The sequence below is a fragment of the Mannheimia varigena genome (assembly GCF_013377235.1).
In the GTDB taxonomy this organism is placed as follows: Bacteria; Pseudomonadota; Gammaproteobacteria; order Enterobacterales; family Pasteurellaceae; genus Mannheimia; species Mannheimia varigena.
In genome coordinates this window covers 246,418-270,448 of record NZ_CP016226.1, presented here as the reverse complement: position 1 = coordinate 270,448, position 24,031 = coordinate 246,418, and the positions used below count along the sequence as shown (strand labels likewise).

The following is a 24,031-nucleotide window of genomic DNA, read 5'->3' as shown; positions in this document are numbered from 1 at the left end:
AAATATATTAATGTACTATCACAAGAGTACAAAGTGATAATAAGATAAGCAATTTTAGAAAAGAGTGCAAGTGGAATTTAATTCTTTTGTTTACGAAACAAACAAGCGGTCAAATTTTGACTGATATTTGCAAATTATCAGCTAAATTTAACCGCTTGTAGCTTGGAGGATAATGCTATTTAACTAGCTTTAAACTAGATGCTTTTTTCACTTTTGGCTTTGGAGATTTTTCAATATGAGTACGAACTTGATAGCTCTCCGCACTGTAATATTCTTCTTCCTGGAACATAATACCATCACCCGTTTCTTGAGCGTAAATAGCTTCCATTGCACCAAAAGGAATATGAATATTTCTTAACATTCCTTGAAAACGAGCACTAAAACCAATGTATTCATCGGTTGCCACATATTGCCCAATTGAGCGAGAAGAAATATTTAGAATAATTTTTCCTTCTTTTACAAATTCAACCGGCACATCAACATCGGGATATTCCGCATTTACCAATAAATAGGGTGTGTTATCGTTATCAATAATCCAGTTGTAATAAGCATTATAAAGATAAGGTCTTAACGGTTTCATTAATCTTTATCATCCATTAAATGTTTTGGAGCTTCACCACCAACAGATTGAATAAAACTATCACGCTGGAACACTCTCGTCATATAAGTGTTAATTGGTTTTGCTGTCGCACCCGTAAATTTCACGCCTAATAGTTGCATACGCCATAATAATGGGGCAATGTAACAATCAACAAGGCTGAAATCATCACTCATAAAATAAGGTTTAGCTGCAAAAACAGGTGCTAATGCTAAAATATCTTCTTTTAGCTGTGCTAATGCTTTTTTACCTTCTGCCGATTCAGGATCTTTATTTACTAAATCAATTTGAGCATACCAATCTTGTTCGATACGATAAATGTTCAAACGGCATTGACCACGAGAAACTGGGTAAACAGGCATTAATGGTGGATGTGGAAAACGCTCATCTAAATATTCCATAATGATACGAGGGTTAAATAATACTAACTCACGATCAACTAAAGTTGGAATATTGCCATAGGAGTTTAATTCTAATAAATCTTCAGAAATACTACCTAGCATAACGTTCTCAATTTCATAAGGAACACCCTTTTCCGCTAATACAATACGCACTTGATGGCTGTAAATATCATTTCTATCCGAAAAAAGCGTCATTACTGAACGTTTATTTATACTACTCGTCATTTATATCTCCGATGATTAGATTTAACAAAAATAAAAGTGGTTGTCGATTATATCATATTTTAACCAACAGATAACAGCCCTAAAATTTGGCTTTATTATATCAAATAGCTAAGCAAACGTTTGCTTTATATGGTATCATCACGGCGTTTTACATTATCAGAATAAGGAACTAAAATGTCGAAGAAAGCTGAAATTGCCATTGTTATGGGGTCAAAAAGTGATTGGGCAACGATGTCTGAAGCCACTCAAATACTAGACCGATTTGGTTTGAGCTATCATGTTGAGGTGGTTTCTGCTCATCGCACACCTGATAAACTTTTTTCCTTTGCAGAAAATGCACAAGCGAATGGCTACAAAGTCATTATTGCCGGTGCAGGCGGTGCAGCTCATTTACCTGGTATGATCGCAGCTAAAACCATTGTGCCTGTGCTAGGTGTACCTGTTAAGAGCTCTATGCTAAGTGGTGTTGATAGCCTTTATTCTATCGTACAGATGCCGAAAGGTATTCCTGTCGGTACACTAGCCATAGGCCCGGCGGGTGCAGCAAATGCGGGCTTATTAGCGGCACAAATTTTAGCGGCTTTCAATCCTGAAATTGCGGAAAAATTACATCACTTCCGCCAAACACAAACTCAAATGGTGTTAGATAACCCAGATCCTCGTACTGAATAATCACTTTTTACAAATGTCTAAAAAATTATTAATTATCCACACAGGTGGCACAATTTCAATGAAAGAAGGAGAAGACGGCAAAGTCTCTCCTTCTGCTGAAAATCCATTATTAAGTGCGTTAGAACGCCTAAATCACCCTGCAAAATTGGTACAAGAATCCTTGTTTAATATTCCCTCCCCGCATATCAATATTGAGCACTGGGAACAGCTAAAAACTCGTATAGGGAAAGCTGTAAACGAAGAAAATGTTGATGGCATTGTGATTACACACGGCACAGATACCTTAGAAGAAACCTCTTATTTCCTCGATTTAGCCTTAAATGTAAATGTGCCAATTGCAATTACAGGGGCTATGCGTTCAAGTAATGAATTAGGGGCTGATGGCTTAATCAATCTACAAAGTGCAATTTTAGTTGCCCTAAATGAAGAAAGCCGAGATAAAGGCGTTCTGGTTGTAATGAATGATGAAATCCATAATGCAAAATTTGTAACCAAAACTCACACGACCAATGTTGCCACTTTCCAAACGCCAACATTTGGACCTTGTGGCTTGGTCACGAAAGAATCGGTAATTTTTTTCCAAAAATTGACCGCTTACGAGCGTTTTCCTATTAATCAGCTCACTAAAACGAACGTTCAATTACTCAAAGCCTATGCAGGAATGGATAGTTTCTTACTTGAGAAACTCGCCGAGAGTCGTTGTGATGGCGTAGTGATTGAGGCACTCGGTGCAGGTAATTTGCCCCCAAGCTGTCTTGATGGTGTAGCCGCTTTAGTAAAAGCAAATATTCCTGTTGTTATTGTTTCCCGTGCTTTCAACGGCATTACTCAAGATGTGTATGATTATGTAGGCGGTGGAAAGCAGCTCAAGCAGCAAGGCATTATTTTTACCAAAGGTTTAAGCGGACAAAAAGCCCGCATTAAATTGATGGTATTACTCAATCAACAACTAGATAAACCTCTATCAGATTATTTCTAAATTCGAGAACATTATATGCAAAAAAGTGCTATCTACCCTCCTGTTTACGTATTAGGCAATGGTCAATTAGGCAGAATGTTGCGTTATGCAGGTGCACCGCTTGATATCGAAGTGAAACCACTTGCTTTTGACGCTCCTGTGTTTGATATTGAGCCAAATAGTATTATTACCGCTGAAATTGAACGTTGGGCGGATACGCCTTTAACCCAGCTTTTAGGCAATCATAAAAACTTTGTGAATTTAAATGTATTTGGGCGTTTAGCAGATCGATTCACTCAAAAATCGTTGCTTGACCAACTGAATCTTGCGACTTCACCGTGGCAGTTAGTAGAAAGTGCCGAGCAATGGCAACACATTTTCCAAAATATCGGTGAAAAAGTAGTAGTAAAACGCCGTACAGGTGGCTATGACGGACGAGGTCAATGGATTGTAACCGCTGATTCTATCAGCCAAATTACGCCTGATTTATTCGGTGAAGTGATTGCAGAAAAATTTATTCCGTTTGATGGCGAAATCTCCGTAGTCGGGGCAAGATTCCGTGACGGCTCAACCCGTTTCTACCCAATTTCACACAATTTACAGCAAAACGGTATTTTACGTTATTCGGTTTCTGACGTGAATTTACCCAACCAAGCCATTTACCAACAACAAGCCGAACAAATGCTCGGTGCGGTAATGCAAGAGTTGGATTATGTCGGCGTGATGGTAATGGAATGTTTTATTGTGGGCGATAAATTATTGATTAACGAACTCGCCCCTCGTGTTCACAACAGCGGACATTGGACGCAACTCGGATGTTCTATCAGCCAATTCGAGTTACACCTGCGAGCATTGCTTGATTTACCTACCCCTGAACTCAAACAAATCGCCCCAAGTGTGATGGTTAACTTAATCGGCATTGAACACTCAAACCAATGGCTAAACCTACCATTTAGCCAACTCCACTGGTACGGAAAGGACGTTCGAGCCGGCAGAAAAGTGGGACACATCAACCTCACTCACCCAGATAAAAAGGTGCTGATTGATTTACTCGAACAGCTAAGACCAAACTTAACGGAAGATTTCAATTCGGGGCTGGATTGGGCAATTGCGAAGCTGAAGTAAGCGGTTAAATTTCGAGAAAAATTTACAAATTCAAAAAGTACAGGTTTCTGACTTGTACTTTTTTTTATGCTATCATCTCCGCCATTTTTATAAGATAGAGAATAAAATCACCGTGTTAGTTTCAGATTTCCATTTTGATTTACCCGATGAGCTGATTGCTCGCTACCCTACCGCTGAACGCTCTGCCAGCCGCCTGCTTCACTTAAACGGCGAAACCGGCAAGTTTGCTGATCAACAATTTGTTGATTTATACGACCACATTAATGAGGGCGATCTTTTGATCTTCAATAACACCCGAGTGATCCCGGCTCGCCTTTATGGTCGTAAACCAAGTGGCGGCAAAGTGGAAGCCTTGGTGGAGCGAGTATTAGACGAACATCGCTGTTTGGCTCACGTTAAAGCCTCCAAAGCCCCCAAAGAGGGAGCAGAGCTGATTTTCGGGGAAGACAAATTGGGCGAAGGCAACGGTTTCACTGCCACAATGGTGGCTCGCCACGACACCTTATTCGAACTGGCATTTTCTGCTGAACAGCCTCTGTTCGATTTGTTACAACAAGCCGGACATATGCCATTACCGCCGTATATCGACCGCCCTGATGAAGATACAGACCAAGAGCGTTATCAAACCGTTTACAGTAAAGTATTAGGGGCTGTTGCAGCTCCAACCGCTGGTTTGCATTTTGATAATGCAATGCTTGAAAAACTCAAAGCAAAAGGTGTAGAGACTGCGTTTGTTACACTTCACGTTGGAGCCGGCACATTCCAACCTGTGCGGGTAGATACTATTGAAGAGCATAAAATGCACGCTGAATATGCGGAAGTGAGCCAAGAAGTGGTGGATAAAATCCTCGCTACCAAAGCTAATGGCAAGCGAGTGATTGCGGTAGGAACAACCTCTGTTCGCTCAGTGGAAAGTGCCGCCCAAGCTGCAGATAAAGAGGGCAAACTAATCGCTCCGTTTTTCTCGGACACCTCCATTTTCCTCTACCCGGGCAAAACATTCAAAGTGGTGGATGCGTTAGTCACCAATTTCCACCTGCCGGAATCTACGCTGATTATGTTAGTTTCCGCTTTCGCTGGTTACAAAAATACAATGAACGCCTACGCCCACGCGGTTGAAAAACAGTATCGTTTTTTCAGCTATGGTGATGCAATGTTTATCAATAAAAATCCGAATGCGATAAATGATCTCCCCTAAACTTGGGCTAAAAGGTGAGTAAAGCTCACCTTTATACCATCTCAAGTGTTATTATTAATTATTCTTAATAAAAACAAACAGTTAAATCCTACCTAAGAATAAGTAATTCTATTGAACTAAATCAAATTTTTGTGCATTTCTTTAAAATCTTACTTTTTATTCTTCACACCTAATCTTATTATTGTTCCCAGTAAAAACCCACTATTTTAGTTGGTTATTGAGAGTTATTTTTATTTAAATTTAATTTGGAGTGATGTATGTATTGCGTTCAATGTGAACAAACAATGGTTACCCCTGTGGGTAATGGCTGTAGCTTTTCTCAAGGTATGTGTGGGAAAACAGCAGAAACGTCTGACTTACAAGATTTACTTATTGCTACGTTACATAGCTTATCTGCTTGGGCACTAAAAGCACGTGAATTTAATATTATTAATCTTGAAGCTGATGCATTTGCACCCCGTGCATTTTTTGCAACATTAACGAATGTAAATTTTGATTCCGCCCGAATTGTCGGTTATGCACAGCAAGCCCTCGTTTATCGTAACGAATTAATCAAAGCAATTAATGAAATTGCACCTAATACCAATATTGATCACCCATTAGCCCACATTGAATTAAAAGGAATTTCAATTGATCAACTAGCCGAACAAGCAAAAGCATTTGCGTTAGATATCGATCGTGCTGAAATTGGCGAAGAGGCACATGGTGTACGCTTATTATGCTTATATGGTTTAAAAGGTGCAGCGGCCTATCTTGAACACGCTTATGTATTAGATAAATTTGACAGCGAAATTCATACTGAATATCACCAATTTATGTCCTGGCTAGGTACTCAACCAAGTGATTTAAATGAATTACTTGAGAAAGCATTAGCCATCGGTGCAATGAACTTTAAGGTTATGGCATTGTTAGATGCGGGTGAAACAGAACATTTTGGTAACCCTGTGCCAGCAAACGTGAATATTCGTCCGGTAAAAGGTAAATGTATTTTAATTTCAGGTCACGACTTAAAAGATCTTAAAGAACTTTTAGAACAAACTGAAGGTAAAGGTATTAATATTTATACTCACGGTGAAATGCTTCCTGCCCACGGTTATCCAGAACTAAAAAAATACAAACACTTGGTTGGGAACTATGGTTCAGGCTGGCAAAATCAGCAAAAAGAATTTGCTCGTTTCCCTGGTGCCATCATTATGACATCCAACTGCTTAATCGATCCAAATGTGGGTAATTACGCAGACCGTATTTTTACACGTAATATCGTAGGTTGGCCGGGCGTAACACACTTGGATGATCACGATTTTACTCCAGCAATTGAAAAAGCCTTAGCTTGTGATGGTTTCCCTTATTCGGAGTTAGAACATTACATTACTGTAGGTTTCGGTCGTAAAACGTTAATTGATGCGTCAGATGCGGTAATTGATTTAGTAAAAGCAGGTAAACTGAGCCATGTATTCGTTATTGGTGGTTGTGATGGCGATAAAGAAGAACGTCATTACTATACAGATTTAGCTTATGCCCTGCCAAAAGATACTGCCGTGTTAACTCTCGGTTGCGGTAAATACCGTTTCAATAAATTAGATTTTGGTACTATTGATGGTGGCTTACCTCGTCTATTAGATGCTGGTCAATGTAACGACACTTATTCAGCCATTATGCTTGCAGTAACATTGTCACAAAAACTTGGTATCGGCTTAAATGAATTACCACTTTCTATCGTGCTATCTTGGTTTGAACAAAAAGCAATTATTGTATTGCTAACATTACTTGCTTTAGGTGTTAAAAATGTGTATTCAGGCCCGAGCAAACCGGCTTTCTTAAATGATAATGTAATGGCGTTATTACACGAAAAATTCGGTTTAAGCGGTTTAACAACACCGGAACAGGATTTTGGTCATATCATCAATAAATAGTTGCAAAGACAAGCGGTCGTTTTTTGCAAAAAATTGCCAAAAATAACCGCTTGTAACGAGGAATATTAAAAATGGCAAATACAAATAAAAACCCATTATGTATCAATGAATTACAAGTTCATTCTATTGTAAAAGAAGCCCCTGGCGTAACAACTATCCATTTTATTGCCCAAGACTTCTACCCTTACCAAGCGGGGCAATATGCGTTAGTAAGTATAAAAAATACACCACATATTACTCGTGCTTATTCACTATCTTCCACACCGGGGGAAAGTCGTTTTGTCTCCATTACCGTACGTGAAATTGAAGGCGGTGTGGGCTCAACTTGGCTAAATAATGAAGTAAAAGTAGGGGATCAGGTGTGGTTTTCAAACCCAATGGGCGAATTTTCTTGCCAGCACGTCATTGCAGACCACTATTTATTAGTGGGGGCAGGCAGTGGCATTACCCCAATTATGTCAATGGCTCGCTGGTTATTAAAAAATCGTCCTGAAACAAAGGTTACTGTTATTCACAGTGTACATTCTCCTGAGGATGTCATCTTTAAACAGGAATGGGCGGAGTTGAAAGCACAATATCCTCATTTTAATCTAGTAATGAATGCATCTGTTGATGCCTCTGAAGGTTTTGAGGCAGGACGAATTAGCAAAGAAATTGTTGCCAAAGCCGTACCACATATCGCAGATTACACCGTAATGACCTGTGGTCCGCAAGCCTATATGGATGCATTGAAAGAAATTGTTTTATCACTAGGTGGTTCCGAAGAGCGTTTCTTCACCGAAGCATTCTTTGACACAGCATTAGCCAGTGCAATTAGTTCAGATGAGAAAACGACATTAACAATTAATGGTATTTCTCAAATTAAAGCAGAAGTGCCTGTTGGTATGACGCTATTAGCTGCCTTGGAAGCTCAAGAACAAGCTGTTATTTCAGGTTGTCGCACCGGGTTATGCGGATTATGCAAAACACAAGTTATCAGTGGCGAATATGAGGTCGTAAAAACAGGCGAGCTAACCCCTGAAGAAATCGCACAGGGCTATGTGTTAGCTTGTAGTTGCCGTGTAAAAGCTGATGTTTCTGTCAATATCTAATTTTAATGAGCCAGTATCTACTGGCTCTTTATTTAATAAAGCCTCGATACCAAGGTGAGTACTCTCCTCGTGCTTGTTCTATTTTAAAGTTCGCTTGTTTGAATTTTATTCTTATCATTCCGGTTTCCGCTGTATTGAATACTTTTATATTTCGACGTTCTAAACGCTCCATCACTTGTTTATTAGGCAATTGCCAAGGATTCCAACGACCGCTTGAGATGATTGCGACCTGTGGCTGTGTTGAAGATAATAAAGTTTCACTCGTACTACTTTTACTACCGTGATGCCCTACTTGCAGGAAATCAACCTTTCCAACTTCAGAGGCAAATTGCCGCTCTTGTTCTGCTCCCGAATCCCCAGTTAATAGTATTTGCAAGCGGTCATTTTTCGCTAAAATAACGCAAGAGTCCTGATTTTTCGCTTTCTCCACGATTTTTTCAGGATACATAGCCTCTAACTGCCATTGCCCCAATTGCCATTGTTGCCCTTTAATACAAGGTTCCGGTTGCCTATCTTGATAAGTCGTTCGGCTTGAACTGATAAATTTAGCATTTGGATAAGTTTTTAGCAGATCGGTAATACCGCCTGAATGATCATTATCATCGTGGCTCAGAAAAATCGCCTCAACCGAAATGCCTCGGCGAATGAAATAAGGCAATAATTCATTTTTTGCCATTGAATTGACGGAACCGTCAGCAGATTGCCAACTTGCCCCACTATCATAAATAACCGCTTTGTTGCCTTCGTAAATCAATGCTATCGCTAACCCTTGCCCGACATCAAAGGTAATCCATTCTGTTTTCGGCTGTGGCAAAAGCAGATTAAGATAAAAACTCAAATTAAACAGTAATGCTATCGCTACAGCTTGTAGCCATTTGAGATAAGGTAAAGTATAGGCTTTGCAATAAATCAGCAATAAAATCAATAAATTAACAGACAGCAATTGCCATTGTTGCCAATAACTTAGATCCCACCAAAAATCGGTGAACGGAGCGAGCAATGCTAAGCTGCCTTGACTGAGCCAATCGGCAAGTTGCCAAGTGGAAAAGAGATTATCACTCAATAAGCTAAATAAAATCAGGGGTACAAGCAGGAAGCTATAAAGCGGAACAATCAGCAAATTGGCAATTAAGGCAAAGGGCGAAACACCTTGGAAAAAATAGAGTTGGATAGGGGAAAAAATCAACCAGATACCGATTTGCAGGTGCAATAATGAAAGTAACAAGCGGTTACATTTCGCTAATTTTTTGCAAGTTTCTGAGCTGATAAAACGTGAAAGTGGGAAAAATTGATACCAAAATATCAGGCTGGCAACGGCTAGAATTGATAACCAAAAACTGTCTGAAAGTAAAGTCAGTGGGTCAAGCACAATCAATAATGTCACCACCCGCCACCAAAATTGCCAAGGAGTGTAATGGCGACGACTAAATTGACAAAGCAAAACCAAGCTGATTGCAAACAATGCTCTGACAGTCGGTACAGAAAAACCGGCTAAATAGCTGTAACCAAAAGCAAATATAAACCCGAAAATTTTGGTAAATAAATGAGAAAATCCGACCGCTTGTAAAAGTGAGATACGAGAGGCTAAGAACAACCATTGGACACCTTTGGCAAAATAAAAACCGAATGCCATTGCTAACGCAATATGTAAGCCTGAAATGGCAATTAGATGGGCTGTAGCAGTTTTTTGAAAGGTTTCCCAATGCGATGATTTCAGCCAAGCTCGCTCACCAAATGCTAAAGCGAGTATTAAACCTTGGGTGGGCAGCTCTGAGATCTGTGTTTTTACACGCTTAAGCCACTTTGTGCGAAAAGGCTTAGTTTCCGTCTCTAATTTTTCTGCTTTTTTGACAGTTGCAGTGCCTGAGATATGTTGGGCGAAATACCATTTCTGACGGTCAAAATTGCCGATATTACTGCGGGCAGATATTGGACGAAGAGTTAAATCTGCACGGTAATGTTGGTTTAAAACTAACGGTTGTTCTGCTTGCCAATTTAGGTAAATTTTATCGCCATTTTCCAATTTAGCGATGGCGTTTTGGTAATCGATTTGTTTTAAAATTTGGGTAATTTCAAATTCAACCTTCGCCTTACTAGCGGTAAGATTTTCTGCATTTTTTACTATTTGAATAATCTGAAAATAACCAATACACAGAAAAATCCCCAATAACGCCATTAATTGGGAGCGATAAAACGTAGCGACACATATCACTATACACCCAGCTAGAATGCCTGATATCAGAAATGCTTTAGGTAAAAACAGAATTGGTAAGTGAAGTAACGTCAGCAGAATACAAAAACGGTCTAAATTCATAGGCTACTCAATTTTTAGTTAAGTATGCCGTTTTATCAGTCTGTTTTCAGAAAGGATTTTTAATTTTTCGAGCAAGCTCACAAAAATAGTAAAATAAAGGCAGACCGAAGTCTGCCTTATTAATTAGTTTGCTTATTTTTGATCTTCAGAGTAGCTTACCGCAGTGGTAAATAATACGTCTGTTGATGAATTTAGAGCGGTTTCAACCGAGTCTTGAATTACCCCAATCACGAAGCCTACGCCGATAACTTGGGCTGCGATATCGTTTGGAATGTTGAATAAGCTACACGCTAATGGAATTAATAACAATGAACCACCAGCAACACCTGATGCACCACAAGCACAAATTGAAGCCACTACGCTTAATAATAATGCTGTTGTGAAATCTGGCTGAATACCTTGTGTATATGCAGCTGCAAGCGTTAATACGGTAACGGTAATTGCAGCCCCCGCCATATTAATGCTTGCACCAAGAGGGATAGCAACAGAAGCTATTTCATCACGCACACCTAAACGTTTTGCCAGGTTCATATTTACAGGAATGTTTGCAGCAGAACTACGAGTAAAGAATGCGGTGACACCGCTTTCACGTAGGCATGTAAATGTGAGAGGGTATGGATTGCGGCGAATTTTCCAAAATACTAATAATGGGTTTAATACTAATGCTACAAATAACATTGCACCTACTAATACTAGTAATAAGCGAGCATAGCCTTCAAAAGCATCTAAACCATTTACTGCAACAGTTTCTGCTACCAAGCCAAATACACCGATAGGTGCAAACGCAATCACAACTTTAACCACAAATGAAACTGCATTTGCTAAATCATTTAAGAACATCTTTGAACTTGCTGAACCGTGGCGGAATGCGATACCCAAGCCGATAGACCAAGCTAAAATACCGATAAAGTTACCGTTACTTAATGCTGTTAATGGATTATCTACCAAGTTAAAAATCACCGTTTTTAAAATTTGACCGATGCCTTCCGGTGGTGCTAAACCGTCCGGACTTGCAGTTAATTCTAATGTAGTTGGGAACATAAAACTTAATACAACTGCTGTTAATGCAGCCAAGAAAGTCCCTAATACATAAAGCACTAAAATCGGTTTTAATTTGCTGTCTGATCCCACTTCTTTATTTGCAATCGCAGATAACACTAATACAAACACTAAAATAGGAGCAATAGCACGGAGCGATTTTACAAAGAATTGACCTAGTACACCAACGTTCACCGCCCAATCTTTATTAATAAGTGCCAGTAATACCCCTAGCACCAAACCAATGGCGATGCGTAATACAAGATTACCGCCAAGAATTTTTGAAGATAATGAATTACTCATAAGAATTTCACTTCTGTAAGACAAAAAATAAAAAAGGATAAATAATATTTATCCACCTAATAATATAGGTTTGTAGATTATCTGAAAATCGGCCAATATGGAATAAACAAGCGGTCATTTTTTTAAATTTTTTTGCAAAAAATTGGATTTTCCTATTTTCAGATTAAGTTATTTTATTCATACTAGATTCCCTTAAAGATAATTTTTCTTTCAGTACAATAACGTTTAACTTATTCACTTAATCATAACAACTTATGAAACCTAAAAATAAAGCTGACTTTCAGCGTGTTATTAATGCAACAAATTATTCAATGAAAGGCTTAAAAGCTGCCTATATTAATGAAGCTGCCTTTCGCCAAGAACTGTGGTGTGCAATTATTCTATTTCCGTTAGCCTTTATTCTTGGTGAAACGAATATTGAAAAAGTACTGCTAGTCGGGACAATATTGCTGGTCTTAATTGTTGAATTACTTAATAGTGCGGTTGAAGCCGTCGTTGATCGCATTGGTTCTGACTTTCACGAGCTGTCCGGTAGAGCAAAAGATTTTGGTTCAGCTGCTGTGTTTTTATCAATGATTTTACTGGCAATTACTTGGATATTGGTTTTATTCTTCTAATGCCCTGTTATAACACTAATACTTATTGAGGTATTTCTATGAACTTTAAGAAAACATTACTTTCTCTCGCTATTCTAGGCTCAGTCTCTGCAATGGCGTATGAAACCGATAAAACTTACAGTTTTACTGTGCTACATACCAATGACCTACACGGTCATTTTTGGCAAAACGATAAAGGTGAATATGGCTTAGCGGCACAAAAAACATTAATTGATGGTATTCGCAAAGATGTAGAAGAAAAAGGCGGTTCAGTCGTAGTATTAAATGCTGGTGATGTTAATACCGGTGTGCCTGAATCGGATATGCAAAACGCTCGCCCTGATATTGAGGGTATGAATGCGGTTGGTTATGATGCAATGGTGTTAGGTAATCACGAGTTTGACTTCCCTCTCCAAGTACTTTCTATGCAAGAACAATGGGCAAAATTCCCTTTTATTTCTGCGAATGTTATTAATAAAAAAACAGATAAGCCTATAGTAAAACCTTACGTTATTCTTGAAAGAGGCGGTCTAAAAATTGCCGTTGTTGGATTAACTACAGAAGATACTGCAAAATTAGGTAATCCTGATGTAACTGAAAATGCGGTATTTAAAAACCCGATTGAAACTGCAAAAACAACACTTACAGAAATTAACAAAACTGAAAAACCGGATGTGCGTATTGCTCTAACTCATATGGGCTATTACTTTGATGGTAAACACGGCACTAATGCACCGGGCGATGTAACAATGGCTCGCACTTTAGATAAAGGAGCTTTCGATTTAATCATTGGTGGACATACTCACGATACAGTATGTATTGATGATAAAGGCCAATTCAAAGCGAAATACACACCGGGAGAAGAGTGTAAACCGGATTACCAAAACGGCACTTGGATTGTTCAAGCAGGCGAATGGGGTAAATTTGTTGGACGTGCTGATTTTGAATTTAAAAACGGCAAAACAACTTTAGTAAAATATGAATTAATCCCTGTAAACTTGAAAAAAACCATCAAAAAAGAAGATGGTACAAAAGAATACCAACTCTACCAACCTGAAATTAAAGCAGATGAAGCCACTTATCAATTACTCAAAAAATATCAAGATGAAGGCGACCAAAAACTGAACATTGAGGTCGGAAGCGTTAAAGGCTTATTAGACGGTAAACGTGAACATATTCGCTTCCATCAAACCAATCTCGGTCGCTTAATTGCTCAATCTCAAATGGAGCGTGTAAAAGCAGACATCGGTATTATGAATTCTGGCGGTATCCGCACTTCAATTGAGGAAGGAAAAGTAACCTATAAAAACCTACTGACTGTGCAACCATTCGGTAATATGATTGCAACGGTTGATTTAAAAGGCAAAGAGTTGTTAGATACCATTACGGCTATCGCATTGAAAGATGTTGATACAGGTGCATATCCACAGTTTGCAGGTATTTCAATGGTAGTTGATCGTAATGCAAAAACCATTTCTGATGTAAAAATTGGTGGTAAAGCATTTGATGAAAACAAAACCTATAAAGTTTCTTTACCTGACTACGTCGCAGCCGGTGGTGATGGTTATCCATTACTGAAGCAGCACCCTACTTATGTAAATACCGGCTTTATTGATGCGGAAATGCTGAAAAAATTCTTTGAAGAAAATAAAGTGATTGAAGCAGATAAATACGATCCGAAAAATGACATTATTTTCAAATAATTAAACGTTAATGGGGAAATCAAACGATTTCCCCATTTTTTTAGCCGCCGGACAATTTTACTTTAAAGCCTTTACTTTCTAAAATTTGCTTAATAAGTTCACGACTATCGCCCTGAATCTCAATAATACCATCTTTAAATGAACCTCCACAGCCTAATTTACGCTTCAGCTCTGAAGCAAGCGAGTTAAGTGCTTTATCATCTAAATCTAGCCCAGTAATAACACAAACTCCTTTACCTTTACGTCCACTGGTTTGGCGTTGAATGCGTACAACTCCATCACCCTTCGGGCGTTCTTCTTTCATAATTTCTGGCTTAATTCTGCCTATTTCCGTTGAATAAACTAATGTCATTTGCAAATTTTTCCTTAAATACGATCGCTTGTATCATTTAAAAAGGCGGAAATTTCCGCCTTATTTATTAACCATTAATAGATTGATTTATTGATTTGAGTACCGCTAATGGATCTGCCGCTTGGGTAATTGGACGACCGATTACTAAGAAATCCGAACCTGTTTCTATTGCCTGTTTTGGCGTCATCACTCGACGTTGGTCACCGAAATCAGTACCCTCAGGACGAATACCTGGAGTGATTAATTTGAAGTCTTTACCACAGTGTGTGCGTAATACCTCTACTTCTTGCGGGGAACAGACTACACCATCTAACCCTGCACGCTGTGCTAAATGAGCTAAACGAATTACTTGCTCCATTGGTGAGGCATTAATACCGATTTGTAATAAATCTAGATCTTCCATACTGGTTAAAACCGTCACAGCAATCAATAATGGAGCATCTTTACCATACGGTTCTAAGATTTTTTTCGCATCTTCCATCATTTTTAAACCACCTGAAGCGTGTAAGTCCACCATCCATACGCCTAAATCAGCAGCTGAACGTACTGCTCGGGCAACTGTGTTTGGAATATCGTGATATTTTAAATCAAGGAATACATCGAATTTACGGTCGTGCAGTTGTTTTAAAAAATTCGTACCCAATGTTGTAAACATCTCTTTGCCCACTTTTAAGCGACAAAGTGATGGTTCAACTAGGTCAACAAATTCCAATGCCTCACGTTCCGTTTCATAATCTAAAGCAACAATGACTTTATTGTTCATACTGAACTCCTTAATTTTTATCAGATAAGACCATCGATACTTTGTATCGGTTTAATTTTTTCCCATTGATTACAAGATGGGCAATGCCACATTAAACGATAACTTTGGTAACCACAATTTAAGCAACGATATTGGAAACTACGTTTAATCTGATTACCTACCATATTATGTAGTAATACCAAACTCTCTTTACCACTTCCTTCTTCGGCAAAATCTGCTTGATAACGAATAAAACGATGGAAGGTGATTAAATTAGGATGGTTACTTAATTGTTGGTATAGTTTTGAATGTGCCGCATTTATCCCATCTTTTTCTTCAATAAATTCTGTTAATGCAATATCAACACTTCCATTATGCTTTACTTGATTCGCTCTAATAAGAAATAATTCATAGCTATGCATATCATTTAGAGCGAGGTATGCCCGTTTAACCCTGGTTAAAACTTCGCTGATATAATCAGGATCTTGCTGCAAAATTTGCTCAAAATAAATTAACGCCTTAGGATACTCTTCCTGTTCTAAATAAAAATCGCCTAACATCATTGAAGCTCGAGTCGATTGAGGATAGTATTCTAATGCTTTGTTTAAGGCTTCAATAAATGCATTTTTATCGTCAAATTTAACCGCTTGAGCATATTCACAATAGAAATGAGAAAGTGGAATTTTATCTGTTTCAGGGGCAATTTTTAATAATTTTTCAGAAACATTAATCGCATTCTTCCACTCACGGGTTTTTTGATAAATAATTGTTAGTTGAGCTAAAGAGTGCGTTGCAAACTCTGGCTCGTCTATTAACGCAATATAATAATTCTCTGCTCGATCATAAAAACCCGCAACCATAAAATCTTTCGCAAGTTGTTGCTTTGCCAGCAATTTTTGCTCGAAAGAATAATCCGGGCTATTCACTAATGCTTGGTGAATGCGTAAAGCTCTATCTACTTCGCCTCGAGAGCGAAAGAGATTACCTAATGTTAATTCTGCTTCAAATTGGGATTCTGTTGAAATCTGGTTTTCAGACTCTTGCTTTTGTAGCATAGAAAGGAAAAGATCAACCGCTTTTTCCTGTTGATTGGATAAAAGAAAGTTTAATCCCGTGACATATTCACGGGAAAATTTATTATTGACAGTTTCTTGATCCTTTTTTGCACTACGCTGCCCCATATACCAACCGTATAATGCAGCAATAGGCAACAAAAGGAACAATAGTTCAAGCATTGATTATTCAACCTTTGGGATAGTTAATTCAGTAATCTGCTGGGTCTGACGTTTTACACGGCGATTTAATGCAATATTTTGAAGTTTAACTTTTAAATAGAAAATACCTGTCACTAACCAGCCTAAAATTAACCCTAAGCCAAATAAAATAGCAACTAATGTGGATAGACGCAATTCACTTTGGGCAACAATATAGTTAAATGTAATAAGCTGGTCATTATTTGCTCCAATCGTAATAGTAACAATCACGACAGAAACAACAATTAAAAGACCTAAAATATACTTAATCATATAATCTCCTTCAGATAACTATTTAAAGTAGATCTACCCTCTCTTTTAACTCTTTACCCGCTTTAAAGTGAGGCACATATTTTGCTGTTAGTAATACACTCTCACCTGTTTTAGGATTACGACCTAAACGTGGTTGACGATAGTGTAAAGAGAAACTACCAAATCCTCTTATTTCTACTCTTTCCGCTTTTTCTAAAGTTGCGGTTAAATGCTCTAAAATTTCTTTTACAGCACCCTCTACCGTTTTTAACGGTAAGTTTGGATTTTTAGATGCTAAACTCTCAATTAATTCAGATTTAGTCATTATTCTTCCTGCTAGAATCAATTCAACTTTAAATACCTACTTATTAAATAAGTATTGAAAATTGTCATCTTAAGTTTAAATGGGTATGTATTAAACATACCCATTTGAGATTAGTTAAGTACTAATTATTCACCTTTAGCCGCTTTGAAAGCTTCAGCAAATGCATTTGGTACAGCAATCTCTTCTTTGTTCACTTGTGCGATTGCTGCTGATTCTTCAGCTTCATTTTTCGCACGAACAGACAAGTTAACTACACGAGCTTTACGGTCAACACCTGTGTATTTTGCTTCAATTGAATCACCAACAGAAATAACTGTAGTGATGTCTTCTACACGCTCAGCTGTTGCTTCGTTTGCGCGGATGAATGCTTCAACGCCACCGTCTAATTCAACTTTAACGCCTTTTGCATCAACTTCAACAACTTTACCTTCTAAGATTGCGCCTTTTTTCGTGCTATCTAGGAAATTTGTGAACGGATCAGATTCTAACTGTTTGATACCTAAAGAGATACGCTCTTTTACTGCATCAACTTGTAAAACAACCGCTTCTACTTCGTCACCTTTTTTGTAGTTACGAACTGCTTCTTCACCTGAAACATTCCAAGAAATGTCAGATAAGTGAACTAAACCGTCAATACCACCTTCTAAACCGATGAAGATACCGAAATCAGTGATTGATTTGATTTTACCTGATACTTTATCGTTTTTGTTGTGAGTTGCTGCGAATTGTTCCCAAGGGTTTGCTTTGCATTGTTTTAAACCTAATGAGATACGACGACGCTCTTCATCAACTTCAAGCACCATTACTTCAACAACATCACCTACGTTAACCACTTTAGATGGGTGGATGTTTTTGTTAGTCCAATCCATTTCTGAAACGTGAACTAAACCTTCAACACCGTCTAAAATTTCAACAAAGCAACCATAGTCAGTTAAGTTAGTTACTTTACCTGTTAATTTGCTGTTTACTGGGTGGTTTTCAGCAATCACAGCCCATGGATCTTGACCTAATTGTTTTAAGCCTAATGATACACGAGTTTTCTCTTTATCGAATTTTAATACTTTAACAGTAACTTCATCACCTACGTTAACCACTTCGCTTGGGTGTTTAACACGTTTCCATGCCATATCAGTAATATGTAATAAACCGTCAACACCGCCTAAATCAACGAATGCACCGTAGTCAGTTAAGTTTTTAACAGTACCTTTAACTTCAGAACCTTCAACTAAGTTCGCTAATACTGCATCACGATCTTGGTTGCTTTCTGTTTCGATAACAGCACGACGAGAAACTACCACGTTGTTACGTTTTTGGTCTAATTTGATTACTTTGAACTCGTACTCTTTACCTTCTAGGTTTAAAGAATCACGAACCGGACGAGTATCAACTAATGAACCTGGTAAGAACGCACGCACACCGTTTAATTCAACAGTGAAACCGCCTTTTACTTTACCATTTACGAAACCGATAACGGTAGCTTGTTCTTCGAATGCTTTCTCTAAAGCAATCCAAGCTTCGTTACGTTTTGCATCACCACGAGAAACTACTGTTGCACCGAAGCCATCTTCTACAGCTTTAAGAACAACATCTACTTCATCGCCAACTTGAACTTCTAATTCGCCTTGTGCGTTTGTAAATTCTGAAGCGTCAATTGCAGATTCAGATTTGAAACCTGTATCAACAATCACTAAACCTTTTTGGATAGCAACAACAGTACCTTTAACAACATCACCTAAACGTGGTGTAGCTGCAAATGATTCTTCAAGTAGTTGAGCAAACGATAATTCTGACATAATAAATCTTCTATATAATAAACATCCATTTAACATCCTGCTAAACGGGGTTGGTAATAAAAGCCAAACAAATCCTATGTAAGACCGAAAAAATTAAATTTTAATATATTGAGCGATGTGGTCTAACGCTTGTTTAATCACATCATCAATAGATAAATGCGTGGAATCTAACAACAACGCATCTTTAGCCGGAACAAGGGGGGCAACCGCACGATTTCTGTCCCGAAAGTCACGTTCTTTTATCTCGGCTAAAATCTCGTCAAAGTTAGCATTAAATCCCTTTTCTTGCAACTGTTTTACACGTCTTTTTGTGCGTTCTTCCGCACTTGCGTCTAAAAAGAGCTTAATTTGAGCATTTGGAAAGACTACCGTCCCCATATCTCTGCCGTCTGCAATTAAGCCTTTTTCGCTACTAAAAGCTCGTTGACGCTCTAATAATGCTTCTCGCACTAACGGAAAAGCGGCAACTTTTGACGCATTTTGACCCGCCTGTGCAGTGCGGATTTGATCGCCAACATTTTCACCGTCTAAAATCACTTTGATTTCGCCGTTTTCAGGTAAAAATTGAATATCCAAGTTACGTCCGATTTCGGCTAGTTTTGCTTCATCATCAAGAGCCACACCTTTTTTTACCGCGCTCAATGCTGTAATGCGATACAACGCCCCGGAATCTAAGAAATTAAAGCCTAACTTTTCTGCGAGAGCATGACACAATGTTCCCTTCCCCGCACCACTAGGGCCATCTACTGTAATTACAATATTTTCCATTTTTTACCTTTATTGTGCTTCTAATTCAGTAATAGTTACATCAAAATCAAGCAATTGCTCTCCTCTCTGCACTACTACTTTTACTGTAGTATAAGGCCTCATTTCAGCCAACTCTTCCATCATTTGAGAAGGCGATAGCGCCTCAACATCTCCTACTTTCAATACTAAATCCCCAGCTTGAATACCAGCTTGAGCCGCAGGACCATTTTTATCTACATTAGCAATAATTACCCCTTTCTCATAGCCTTGCATTTTCGCAGTATCAAGGAGATCTGTACTCACACCAAAATAGGCTCGAATAACTCTACCATCACGAATAATTTTATTCATAATCTGGTTTGCAAGCGTAATTGGAATTGCGAAATTTAATCCTTCAGATAATTCATTGGTATTTTTACCAAATCGTAATGTATTAATACCAATCAATTCGCCCGCAGTATTAATCAATGCTCCACCTGAATTGCCTTGATTAATAGAAACATCTGTTTGAATAAAATTCTGTCTACCACTTTCTGTTAAAGTTTTACGCCCAATTGCACTAACAATACCTTGAGTAGTACTCTGACCTAAATTTAATGGATTACCAATAGCTAAAACAACATCACCGATCCCTAATGCTCTCTCCGGGTTTTGCGGAATAGTCGGTAAATTTTCTGCATCAATTTTCAATACTGCTACATCAGTTAATGAATCATCACCAACTAACCGAGCATTAGTTGAAATTAAACCGTTTTGCAACGCAATAACAATTTGATCAGCCCCCTCGATAACGTGTTTATTTGTGAGAATATAACCATCACTACTCATGATGACACCAGAGCCTAGATTTTTTACCTCGAATCCTTCATTATCATCACTTAGATTTCGACTATACACATTCACAACTGCAGGAGACGCTATTTTAACTGCCTCACTATAACTCACTATATCTGGTTGTTTGAATGCCGTTAATGGGAATGTATTCCCTTTACCTTGGAAAAGGGGAGCCACAAACAAAATTAAAATTGCACAAAAAAGTCCAAAAACGACCGCTTGTCCGATTTTTTTCAGCATTTTATTGCCCTATATTATAAACGGCGAGCCTGCCAGAATACTTTTGACCAATAAGGTGATTCTAAATCTGAATAAATTACCCCACCTTTAGTTGAAGCATGTAGGAATTGCCCTTTTTTAACATAAACACCTACATGCTTGCCATTCGGGCCTCTTCCTGTATTAAAAAATACTAAATCACCTGTTCGTAAATCTTTTTTAGAGATACGTTGGCCTTCTTTAGCTTGATCTTTCGTTGTTCTTGGCAAGCTAATCCCAAATAGATCTCTAAATGTCACTTGCATAAATCCCGAACAATCAATACCTGATTTATTATTACCACCTAAGCGATAACGAGTACCTTTCCACTCGTGTTGATGCTCACTTAAACGGCTAATTGCCATAATAGGATCAGCAAGATCTGTATGATATGCCGAGTGGTAAATTTTACTTCTTGCCTGTGCTTTAGAAGCCGAAGTGTCTGAACTAGAACATCCAGATAATACAATTACACTAGCTAAAATAAATCCTAAAGATAACCATTTTTTAGTTAATTTCATTGAATACTCCATTTGAGCATTTAGACTTAATTTGTTTCTGATTCAGGGTTTGCTTGCTCAACACGATCACGTAATTTTTGCCCGGCCTTAAACACGACAACCCTACGAGCCGATACAGCAACATCTTCACCTGTTTTCGGATTTCGGCCCGGGCGAGCATTTTTCTCTCGAAGTGAAAAATTACCAAAGCCAGATAATTTCACTTCCTCTCCATTTTCAAGAGAACTACGAATTTCTTCAAAAAATAGTTCAATTAATTGCTTTGCAACACGCTTTTCTAAACCTAATTTTTCTACCAGATTTTCTGCAATTTCAATCTTGGTAAGTGCCATAATTGATCCTTATTTATTTTTATGGCTGATATAACATCAGCCATATTTTATTTGATAATTAATCACGAAGTACCGCATTGAAACGTGTCGCCAATTCAGCTAATACTGCTTGAATAACAGCATTGATTTCACTTTCTTCTAAGGTTTTTTCTTTATCCTGAACGGTTAAACTAATCGCTAAACTTTTCTTACCTTCAGCTAAATTTGCACCTCGATAAACATCGAATAAGTTTAATGCCACTAATTTACTACCAGCTGCTTGGCTGCAAACTTCTAGCACTTCACCAGCTGGAACCGTTTCATCAACCACTACCGCAATATCACGGTTATTTGCAGGGAAACGAGAAATTTCACCCGCTTGTGCAACAGGACGCTCTGCAATTGCAGAAGCTAAAATTTCACATACGATTGGTTTGCCTTTAATGCCGAGTTTTTGCACGATAGATGGGTGAACCGTACCGATAAAACCGATCTCTTTACCATCTAACATAATCGCTGCAGATTGCCCCGGGTGTAATGCCGGGAATTGTTTCGCCACAAATTGGAGATCATTGCGAACTGCGGTTAATGAAAGCACTCGTTCAATATCGCCTTTCAAATCGAAGAAATCAGCTGCTTCTGATTTATTTTCCCAATGAACCGGCCGTTTATCACCAACAATTGCCGCACCAAAGACTAACTCTTGGCGAACACCTGATTCCGCATTGTTATCTGGGATAAAACGTAAACCAGACTCAAAAATACGTACACGATTTTGCTGACGGCTTTGGTTGTAAACAATGGTATCCAATAAACCGGTTAATAGCGAAAGACGCATTGCTGACATTTCGCTTGAAATCGGATTTGGTAAAATTAATGCCTCTTGTTGAGGGTGCAATAGCTGTTGCGTTTTTGGATCAACGAAGCTATAAGTCACCACTTCTTGATAATCGCTATCCACCAACGCCATACGAATGCGGTTAGCTTCCAACAATTTTTCAGGCGTGCCTTTCATCGTTAAATGAGCAAGTGGCGAATTATTTGGAATGCTGTTATAGCCGTAGATACGAGCCACTTCTTCGATTAAATCTTCTTCAATTTCAATATCGAAACGCCAGCTTGGGGCAACCGCCGTCCAAGTATCATTTGCAAAAGTCACTTTTAAACCTAAGCGAGTTAAAATGTCTGTCACCGTAGCATCTTCAATGTGATGACCGATAACAGAATCTAATTTGCTACGGCGTAGCGTGACAGTATTGCGTTTTGGTAAATTTACTTCGCTCACCGCTTCCACAATTTCACCTGCCTCACCACCACAAATCTCAATTAATAGTGCGGTTGCACGTTCCATTGCTTGACGGGTTAATTCAGGATCAACACCACGTTCGAAACGGTGTGAGGCATCGGTGTGTAAGCCGTATTGACGGGCTCTGCCTGTAATCGCAAGCGGTGCAAAAAATGCAGCTTCTAACACCACATCTTTGGTGTTTTCACTCACGCCACTTGCTTCACCGCCGAAGATCCCAGCCATTGCCAATGCACCTTTGCTATCAGCAATTACCAGCGTATTTGACTGCAATTTCGCTGTAGTGCCATCTAATAACACCAACTCTTCGCCCTCTTTTGCCATACGCACTTGAATACCGCCTTCAATTTTTGCTGCATCAAAAGCGTGCATTGGCTGACCAAGTTCTAATAAACTGAGGTTGGTAATATCGACAATCGGGTCAATTGAGCGAATACCACAACGGCGTAATTTTTCTTGTAACCATAATGGCGAAGCCGCTTTCACATTCACGTTTTTCACTACACGAGCTAAATAACGTGGGCAAGCCTCTGGAGCTTTCAGCTCAACCGCCACTTTGTCTGAAATCGTAGCAGAAACAGGGGTAATTGTTGGAGCTTTAACATCTGCTTGGTTAATCACGCCCACTTCACGAGCAATACCGGCAATGCTTAAACAGTCTGCACGGTTTGGGGTGAGGCTGATTTCAATCGCCACATCGTTTAAATTCAAATAGTCACGGAAATCTTGACCGATTGGAGCGTCCGCAGGCAATTCAATAATGCCGCTATGATCTTCTTTAATACCTAATTCTGAATAAGAACAAAGCATTCCCTCTGACGGCTGACCGCGCAATTTGGTTTTCTTGATTTTGAAATCGCCCGGTAAAACTGCACCGTCCACCGCACAAGCGACTTTCAATCCTTGACGACAGTTTGGTGCACCGCACACGATGTCTAATAAACGATCACCGCCTACATTTACTTTAGTTACACGCAATTTATCCGCATCAGGGTGTTGAGCACATTCCATCACTTCACCCACGACTACGCCAGAGAAAGCTCCGGCAACCGGTTCTACATCATCGACTTCTAAACCTAACATTGTGATTTGGTTGCAAAGCTGTTCAGTACTAATCGCCGGGTTTACCCATTCACGCAACCAAGATTCATTGAATTTCATTATATTTATCCTTTAATTTGCAAATTTTTTCTTATTTTTCA

Annotated in this window: 23 protein-coding genes; 8 read left to right on the top strand and 15 right to left on the bottom strand. The window is 38.7% G+C overall.

The window, feature by feature from the left end:
* Nucleotides 1–175 precede the first annotated feature (175 nt).
* Both A6B40_RS01170 and A6B40_RS01165 read right to left on the bottom strand, forming a co-directional pair.
* Nucleotides 176–580 carry a ClpXP protease specificity-enhancing factor gene (locus tag A6B40_RS01170; RefSeq protein WP_025217259.1) on the bottom strand — a complete coding sequence of 135 codons (405 nt, stop codon included), beginning with the start codon at nucleotides 578–580 and terminating at the stop codon, nucleotides 176–178.
* Nucleotides 580–1,224 (bottom strand): glutathione S-transferase N-terminal domain-containing protein, encoded by a 645-nt coding sequence (locus tag A6B40_RS01165; RefSeq protein WP_025217258.1) that lies wholly within the window; start codon nucleotides 1,222–1,224, stop codon nucleotides 580–582. Before A6B40_RS01165 ends, A6B40_RS01170 begins: the two co-directional genes overlap by 1 nt.
* A 174-nt stretch (nucleotides 1,225–1,398) precedes the next feature.
* On the opposite strand from A6B40_RS01165, the gene purE reads away from it, so the two are divergent.
* The 6 genes from purE to hcr all read left to right on the top strand — a co-directional run bounded on the left by purE (nucleotide 1,399) and on the right by hcr (nucleotide 8,181).
* Nucleotides 1,399–1,896 carry a 5-(carboxyamino)imidazole ribonucleotide mutase gene (gene purE, locus A6B40_RS01160; RefSeq protein ID WP_025217257.1) on the top strand — a complete coding sequence of 166 codons (498 nt, stop codon included), beginning with the start codon at nucleotides 1,399–1,401 and terminating at the stop codon, nucleotides 1,894–1,896.
* 13 nt (nucleotides 1,897–1,909) lie between these two features.
* A complete protein-coding gene (locus tag A6B40_RS01155) occupies nucleotides 1,910–2,875 on the top strand; it encodes an asparaginase (protein WP_176671310.1) in 966 nt (321 codons plus the stop codon).
* Nucleotides 2,876–2,890: 15 nt separating this feature from the next.
* Nucleotides 2,891–3,979, top strand: coding sequence for a 5-(carboxyamino)imidazole ribonucleotide synthase (purK, locus tag A6B40_RS01150; RefSeq protein ID WP_176671309.1), 1,089 nt, complete (start codon nucleotides 2,891–2,893; stop codon nucleotides 3,977–3,979).
* A gap of 112 nt (nucleotides 3,980–4,091) precedes the next feature.
* Nucleotides 4,092–5,177, top strand: a complete 1,086-nt coding sequence (gene queA / locus A6B40_RS01145; protein ID WP_176671308.1) for a tRNA preQ1(34) S-adenosylmethionine ribosyltransferase-isomerase QueA — start codon at nucleotides 4,092–4,094, stop codon at nucleotides 5,175–5,177.
* Nucleotides 5,178–5,434: 257 nt separating this feature from the next.
* Nucleotides 5,435–7,090: a hydroxylamine reductase gene (gene hcp / locus A6B40_RS01140; RefSeq protein ID WP_025217253.1), complete on the top strand. Its 1,656-nt coding sequence runs from the start codon at nucleotides 5,435–5,437 to the stop codon at nucleotides 7,088–7,090.
* A gap of 71 nt (nucleotides 7,091–7,161) precedes the next feature.
* Entirely contained in the window at nucleotides 7,162–8,181 is a 1,020-nt protein-coding gene (gene hcr / locus A6B40_RS01135) for an NADH oxidoreductase (protein WP_176671307.1), read from the top strand.
* A 28-nt stretch (nucleotides 8,182–8,209) separates the two neighbouring features.
* On the opposite strand, the gene A6B40_RS01130 is transcribed toward hcr, so the two are convergent.
* Both A6B40_RS01130 and sstT read right to left on the bottom strand, forming a co-directional pair.
* Nucleotides 8,210–10,495, bottom strand: coding sequence for a DNA internalization-related competence protein ComEC/Rec2 (locus A6B40_RS01130; protein WP_176671306.1), 2,286 nt, complete (start codon nucleotides 10,493–10,495; stop codon nucleotides 8,210–8,212).
* 132 nt (nucleotides 10,496–10,627) lie between these two features.
* Nucleotides 10,628–11,836 (bottom strand): serine/threonine transporter SstT, encoded by a 1,209-nt coding sequence (sstT, locus tag A6B40_RS01125; RefSeq protein WP_025247662.1) that lies wholly within the window; start codon nucleotides 11,834–11,836, stop codon nucleotides 10,628–10,630.
* 254 nt (nucleotides 11,837–12,090) lie between these two features.
* Here sstT and A6B40_RS01120 point away from each other — a divergent pair, with 254 nt between their 5' ends.
* Together A6B40_RS01120 and ushA are read left to right on the top strand one after the other, a co-directional pair.
* On the top strand, nucleotides 12,091–12,453 hold the full coding sequence (locus A6B40_RS01120) for a diacylglycerol kinase (RefSeq protein ID WP_025217249.1): 363 nt from the start codon (nucleotides 12,091–12,093) through the stop codon (nucleotides 12,451–12,453).
* A gap of 38 nt (nucleotides 12,454–12,491) precedes the next feature.
* A complete protein-coding gene (gene ushA, locus A6B40_RS01115) occupies nucleotides 12,492–14,135 on the top strand; it encodes a bifunctional UDP-sugar hydrolase/5'-nucleotidase UshA (protein WP_176671305.1) in 1,644 nt (547 codons plus the stop codon).
* Between the two features lie 40 nt (nucleotides 14,136–14,175).
* Here the strand turns inward: ushA and yciH are convergent, their stop codons facing one another.
* From yciH to pheT, 11 genes are all read right to left on the bottom strand, one after another.
* Nucleotides 14,176–14,487 carry a stress response translation initiation inhibitor YciH gene (gene yciH, locus A6B40_RS01110; RefSeq protein ID WP_138316895.1) on the bottom strand — a complete coding sequence of 104 codons (312 nt, stop codon included), beginning with the start codon at nucleotides 14,485–14,487 and terminating at the stop codon, nucleotides 14,176–14,178.
* 67 nt (nucleotides 14,488–14,554) lie between these two features.
* On the bottom strand, nucleotides 14,555–15,250 hold the full coding sequence (gene pyrF / locus A6B40_RS01105) for an orotidine-5'-phosphate decarboxylase (RefSeq protein WP_025217246.1): 696 nt from the start codon (nucleotides 15,248–15,250) through the stop codon (nucleotides 14,555–14,557).
* A gap of 20 nt (nucleotides 15,251–15,270) precedes the next feature.
* Nucleotides 15,271–16,464, bottom strand: coding sequence for a lipopolysaccharide assembly protein LapB (gene lapB, locus A6B40_RS01100; protein ID WP_025217245.1), 1,194 nt, complete (start codon nucleotides 16,462–16,464; stop codon nucleotides 15,271–15,273).
* 3 nt (nucleotides 16,465–16,467) lie between these two features.
* Entirely contained in the window at nucleotides 16,468–16,755 is a 288-nt protein-coding gene (locus A6B40_RS01095) for a LapA family protein (protein WP_025247657.1), read from the bottom strand.
* Nucleotides 16,756–16,777: 22 nt separating this feature from the next.
* On the bottom strand, nucleotides 16,778–17,059 hold the full coding sequence (locus A6B40_RS01090) for an integration host factor subunit beta (protein WP_025217243.1): 282 nt from the start codon (nucleotides 17,057–17,059) through the stop codon (nucleotides 16,778–16,780).
* 125 nt (nucleotides 17,060–17,184) lie between these two features.
* Entirely contained in the window at nucleotides 17,185–18,852 is a 1,668-nt protein-coding gene (gene rpsA, locus A6B40_RS01085) for a 30S ribosomal protein S1 (protein WP_025217242.1), read from the bottom strand.
* Between the two features lie 93 nt (nucleotides 18,853–18,945).
* Nucleotides 18,946–19,620 carry a (d)CMP kinase gene (gene cmk, locus A6B40_RS01080; RefSeq protein WP_025217241.1) on the bottom strand — a complete coding sequence of 225 codons (675 nt, stop codon included), beginning with the start codon at nucleotides 19,618–19,620 and terminating at the stop codon, nucleotides 18,946–18,948.
* Nucleotides 19,621–19,629: 9 nt separating this feature from the next.
* A complete protein-coding gene (gene degS, locus A6B40_RS01075; RefSeq protein WP_138316893.1) occupies nucleotides 19,630–20,673 on the bottom strand; it encodes an outer membrane-stress sensor serine endopeptidase DegS in 1,044 nt (347 codons plus the stop codon).
* Nucleotides 20,674–20,687: 14 nt separating this feature from the next.
* A complete protein-coding gene (locus tag A6B40_RS01070) occupies nucleotides 20,688–21,212 on the bottom strand; it encodes an NlpC/P60 family protein (protein ID WP_025247653.1) in 525 nt (174 codons plus the stop codon).
* Between the two features lie 26 nt (nucleotides 21,213–21,238).
* Nucleotides 21,239–21,544: an integration host factor subunit alpha gene (locus tag A6B40_RS01065; RefSeq protein ID WP_025217238.1), complete on the bottom strand. Its 306-nt coding sequence runs from the start codon at nucleotides 21,542–21,544 to the stop codon at nucleotides 21,239–21,241.
* A 58-nt stretch (nucleotides 21,545–21,602) separates the two neighbouring features.
* A complete protein-coding gene (gene pheT / locus A6B40_RS01060; RefSeq protein WP_176671304.1) occupies nucleotides 21,603–23,990 on the bottom strand; it encodes a phenylalanine--tRNA ligase subunit beta in 2,388 nt (795 codons plus the stop codon).
* Nucleotides 23,991–24,031 lie beyond the last annotated feature (41 nt).

Coding starts and splice junctions, on each gene's coding strand:
- A6B40_RS01170 (WP_025217259.1), bottom strand. CDS start 580: ATGAAACCGTTAAGACCTTATCTTTATAATGCTTATTACAACTGGATT.
- A6B40_RS01165 (WP_025217258.1), bottom strand. CDS start 1,224: ATGACGAGTAGTATAAATAAACGTTCAGTAATGACGCTTTTTTCGGAT.
- purE (WP_025217257.1), top strand. CDS start 1,399: ATGTCGAAGAAAGCTGAAATTGCCATTGTTATGGGGTCAAAAAGTGAT.
- A6B40_RS01155 (WP_176671310.1), top strand. CDS start 1,910: ATGTCTAAAAAATTATTAATTATCCACACAGGTGGCACAATTTCAATG.
- purK (WP_176671309.1), top strand. CDS start 2,891: ATGCAAAAAAGTGCTATCTACCCTCCTGTTTACGTATTAGGCAATGGT.
- hcp (WP_025217253.1), top strand. CDS start 5,435: ATGTATTGCGTTCAATGTGAACAAACAATGGTTACCCCTGTGGGTAAT.
- hcr (WP_176671307.1), top strand. CDS start 7,162: ATGGCAAATACAAATAAAAACCCATTATGTATCAATGAATTACAAGTT.
- A6B40_RS01130 (WP_176671306.1), bottom strand. CDS start 10,495: ATGAATTTAGACCGTTTTTGTATTCTGCTGACGTTACTTCACTTACCA.
- sstT (WP_025247662.1), bottom strand. CDS start 11,836: ATGAGTAATTCATTATCTTCAAAAATTCTTGGCGGTAATCTTGTATTA.
- A6B40_RS01120 (WP_025217249.1), top strand. CDS start 12,091: ATGAAACCTAAAAATAAAGCTGACTTTCAGCGTGTTATTAATGCAACA.
- ushA (WP_176671305.1), top strand. CDS start 12,492: ATGAACTTTAAGAAAACATTACTTTCTCTCGCTATTCTAGGCTCAGTC.
- yciH (WP_138316895.1), bottom strand. CDS start 14,487: ATGACATTAGTTTATTCAACGGAAATAGGCAGAATTAAGCCAGAAATT.
- pyrF (WP_025217246.1), bottom strand. CDS start 15,250: ATGAACAATAAAGTCATTGTTGCTTTAGATTATGAAACGGAACGTGAG.
- lapB (WP_025217245.1), bottom strand. CDS start 16,464: ATGCTTGAACTATTGTTCCTTTTGTTGCCTATTGCTGCATTATACGGT.
- A6B40_RS01095 (WP_025247657.1), bottom strand. CDS start 16,755: ATGATTAAGTATATTTTAGGTCTTTTAATTGTTGTTTCTGTCGTGATT.
- A6B40_RS01090 (WP_025217243.1), bottom strand. CDS start 17,059: ATGACTAAATCTGAATTAATTGAGAGTTTAGCATCTAAAAATCCAAAC.
- rpsA (WP_025217242.1), bottom strand. CDS start 18,852: ATGTCAGAATTATCGTTTGCTCAACTACTTGAAGAATCATTTGCAGCT.
- cmk (WP_025217241.1), bottom strand. CDS start 19,620: ATGGAAAATATTGTAATTACAGTAGATGGCCCTAGTGGTGCGGGGAAG.
- degS (WP_138316893.1), bottom strand. CDS start 20,673: ATGCTGAAAAAAATCGGACAAGCGGTCGTTTTTGGACTTTTTTGTGCA.
- A6B40_RS01070 (WP_025247653.1), bottom strand. CDS start 21,212: ATGAAATTAACTAAAAAATGGTTATCTTTAGGATTTATTTTAGCTAGT.
- A6B40_RS01065 (WP_025217238.1), bottom strand. CDS start 21,544: ATGGCACTTACCAAGATTGAAATTGCAGAAAATCTGGTAGAAAAATTA.
- pheT (WP_176671304.1), bottom strand. CDS start 23,990: ATGAAATTCAATGAATCTTGGTTGCGTGAATGGGTAAACCCGGCGATT.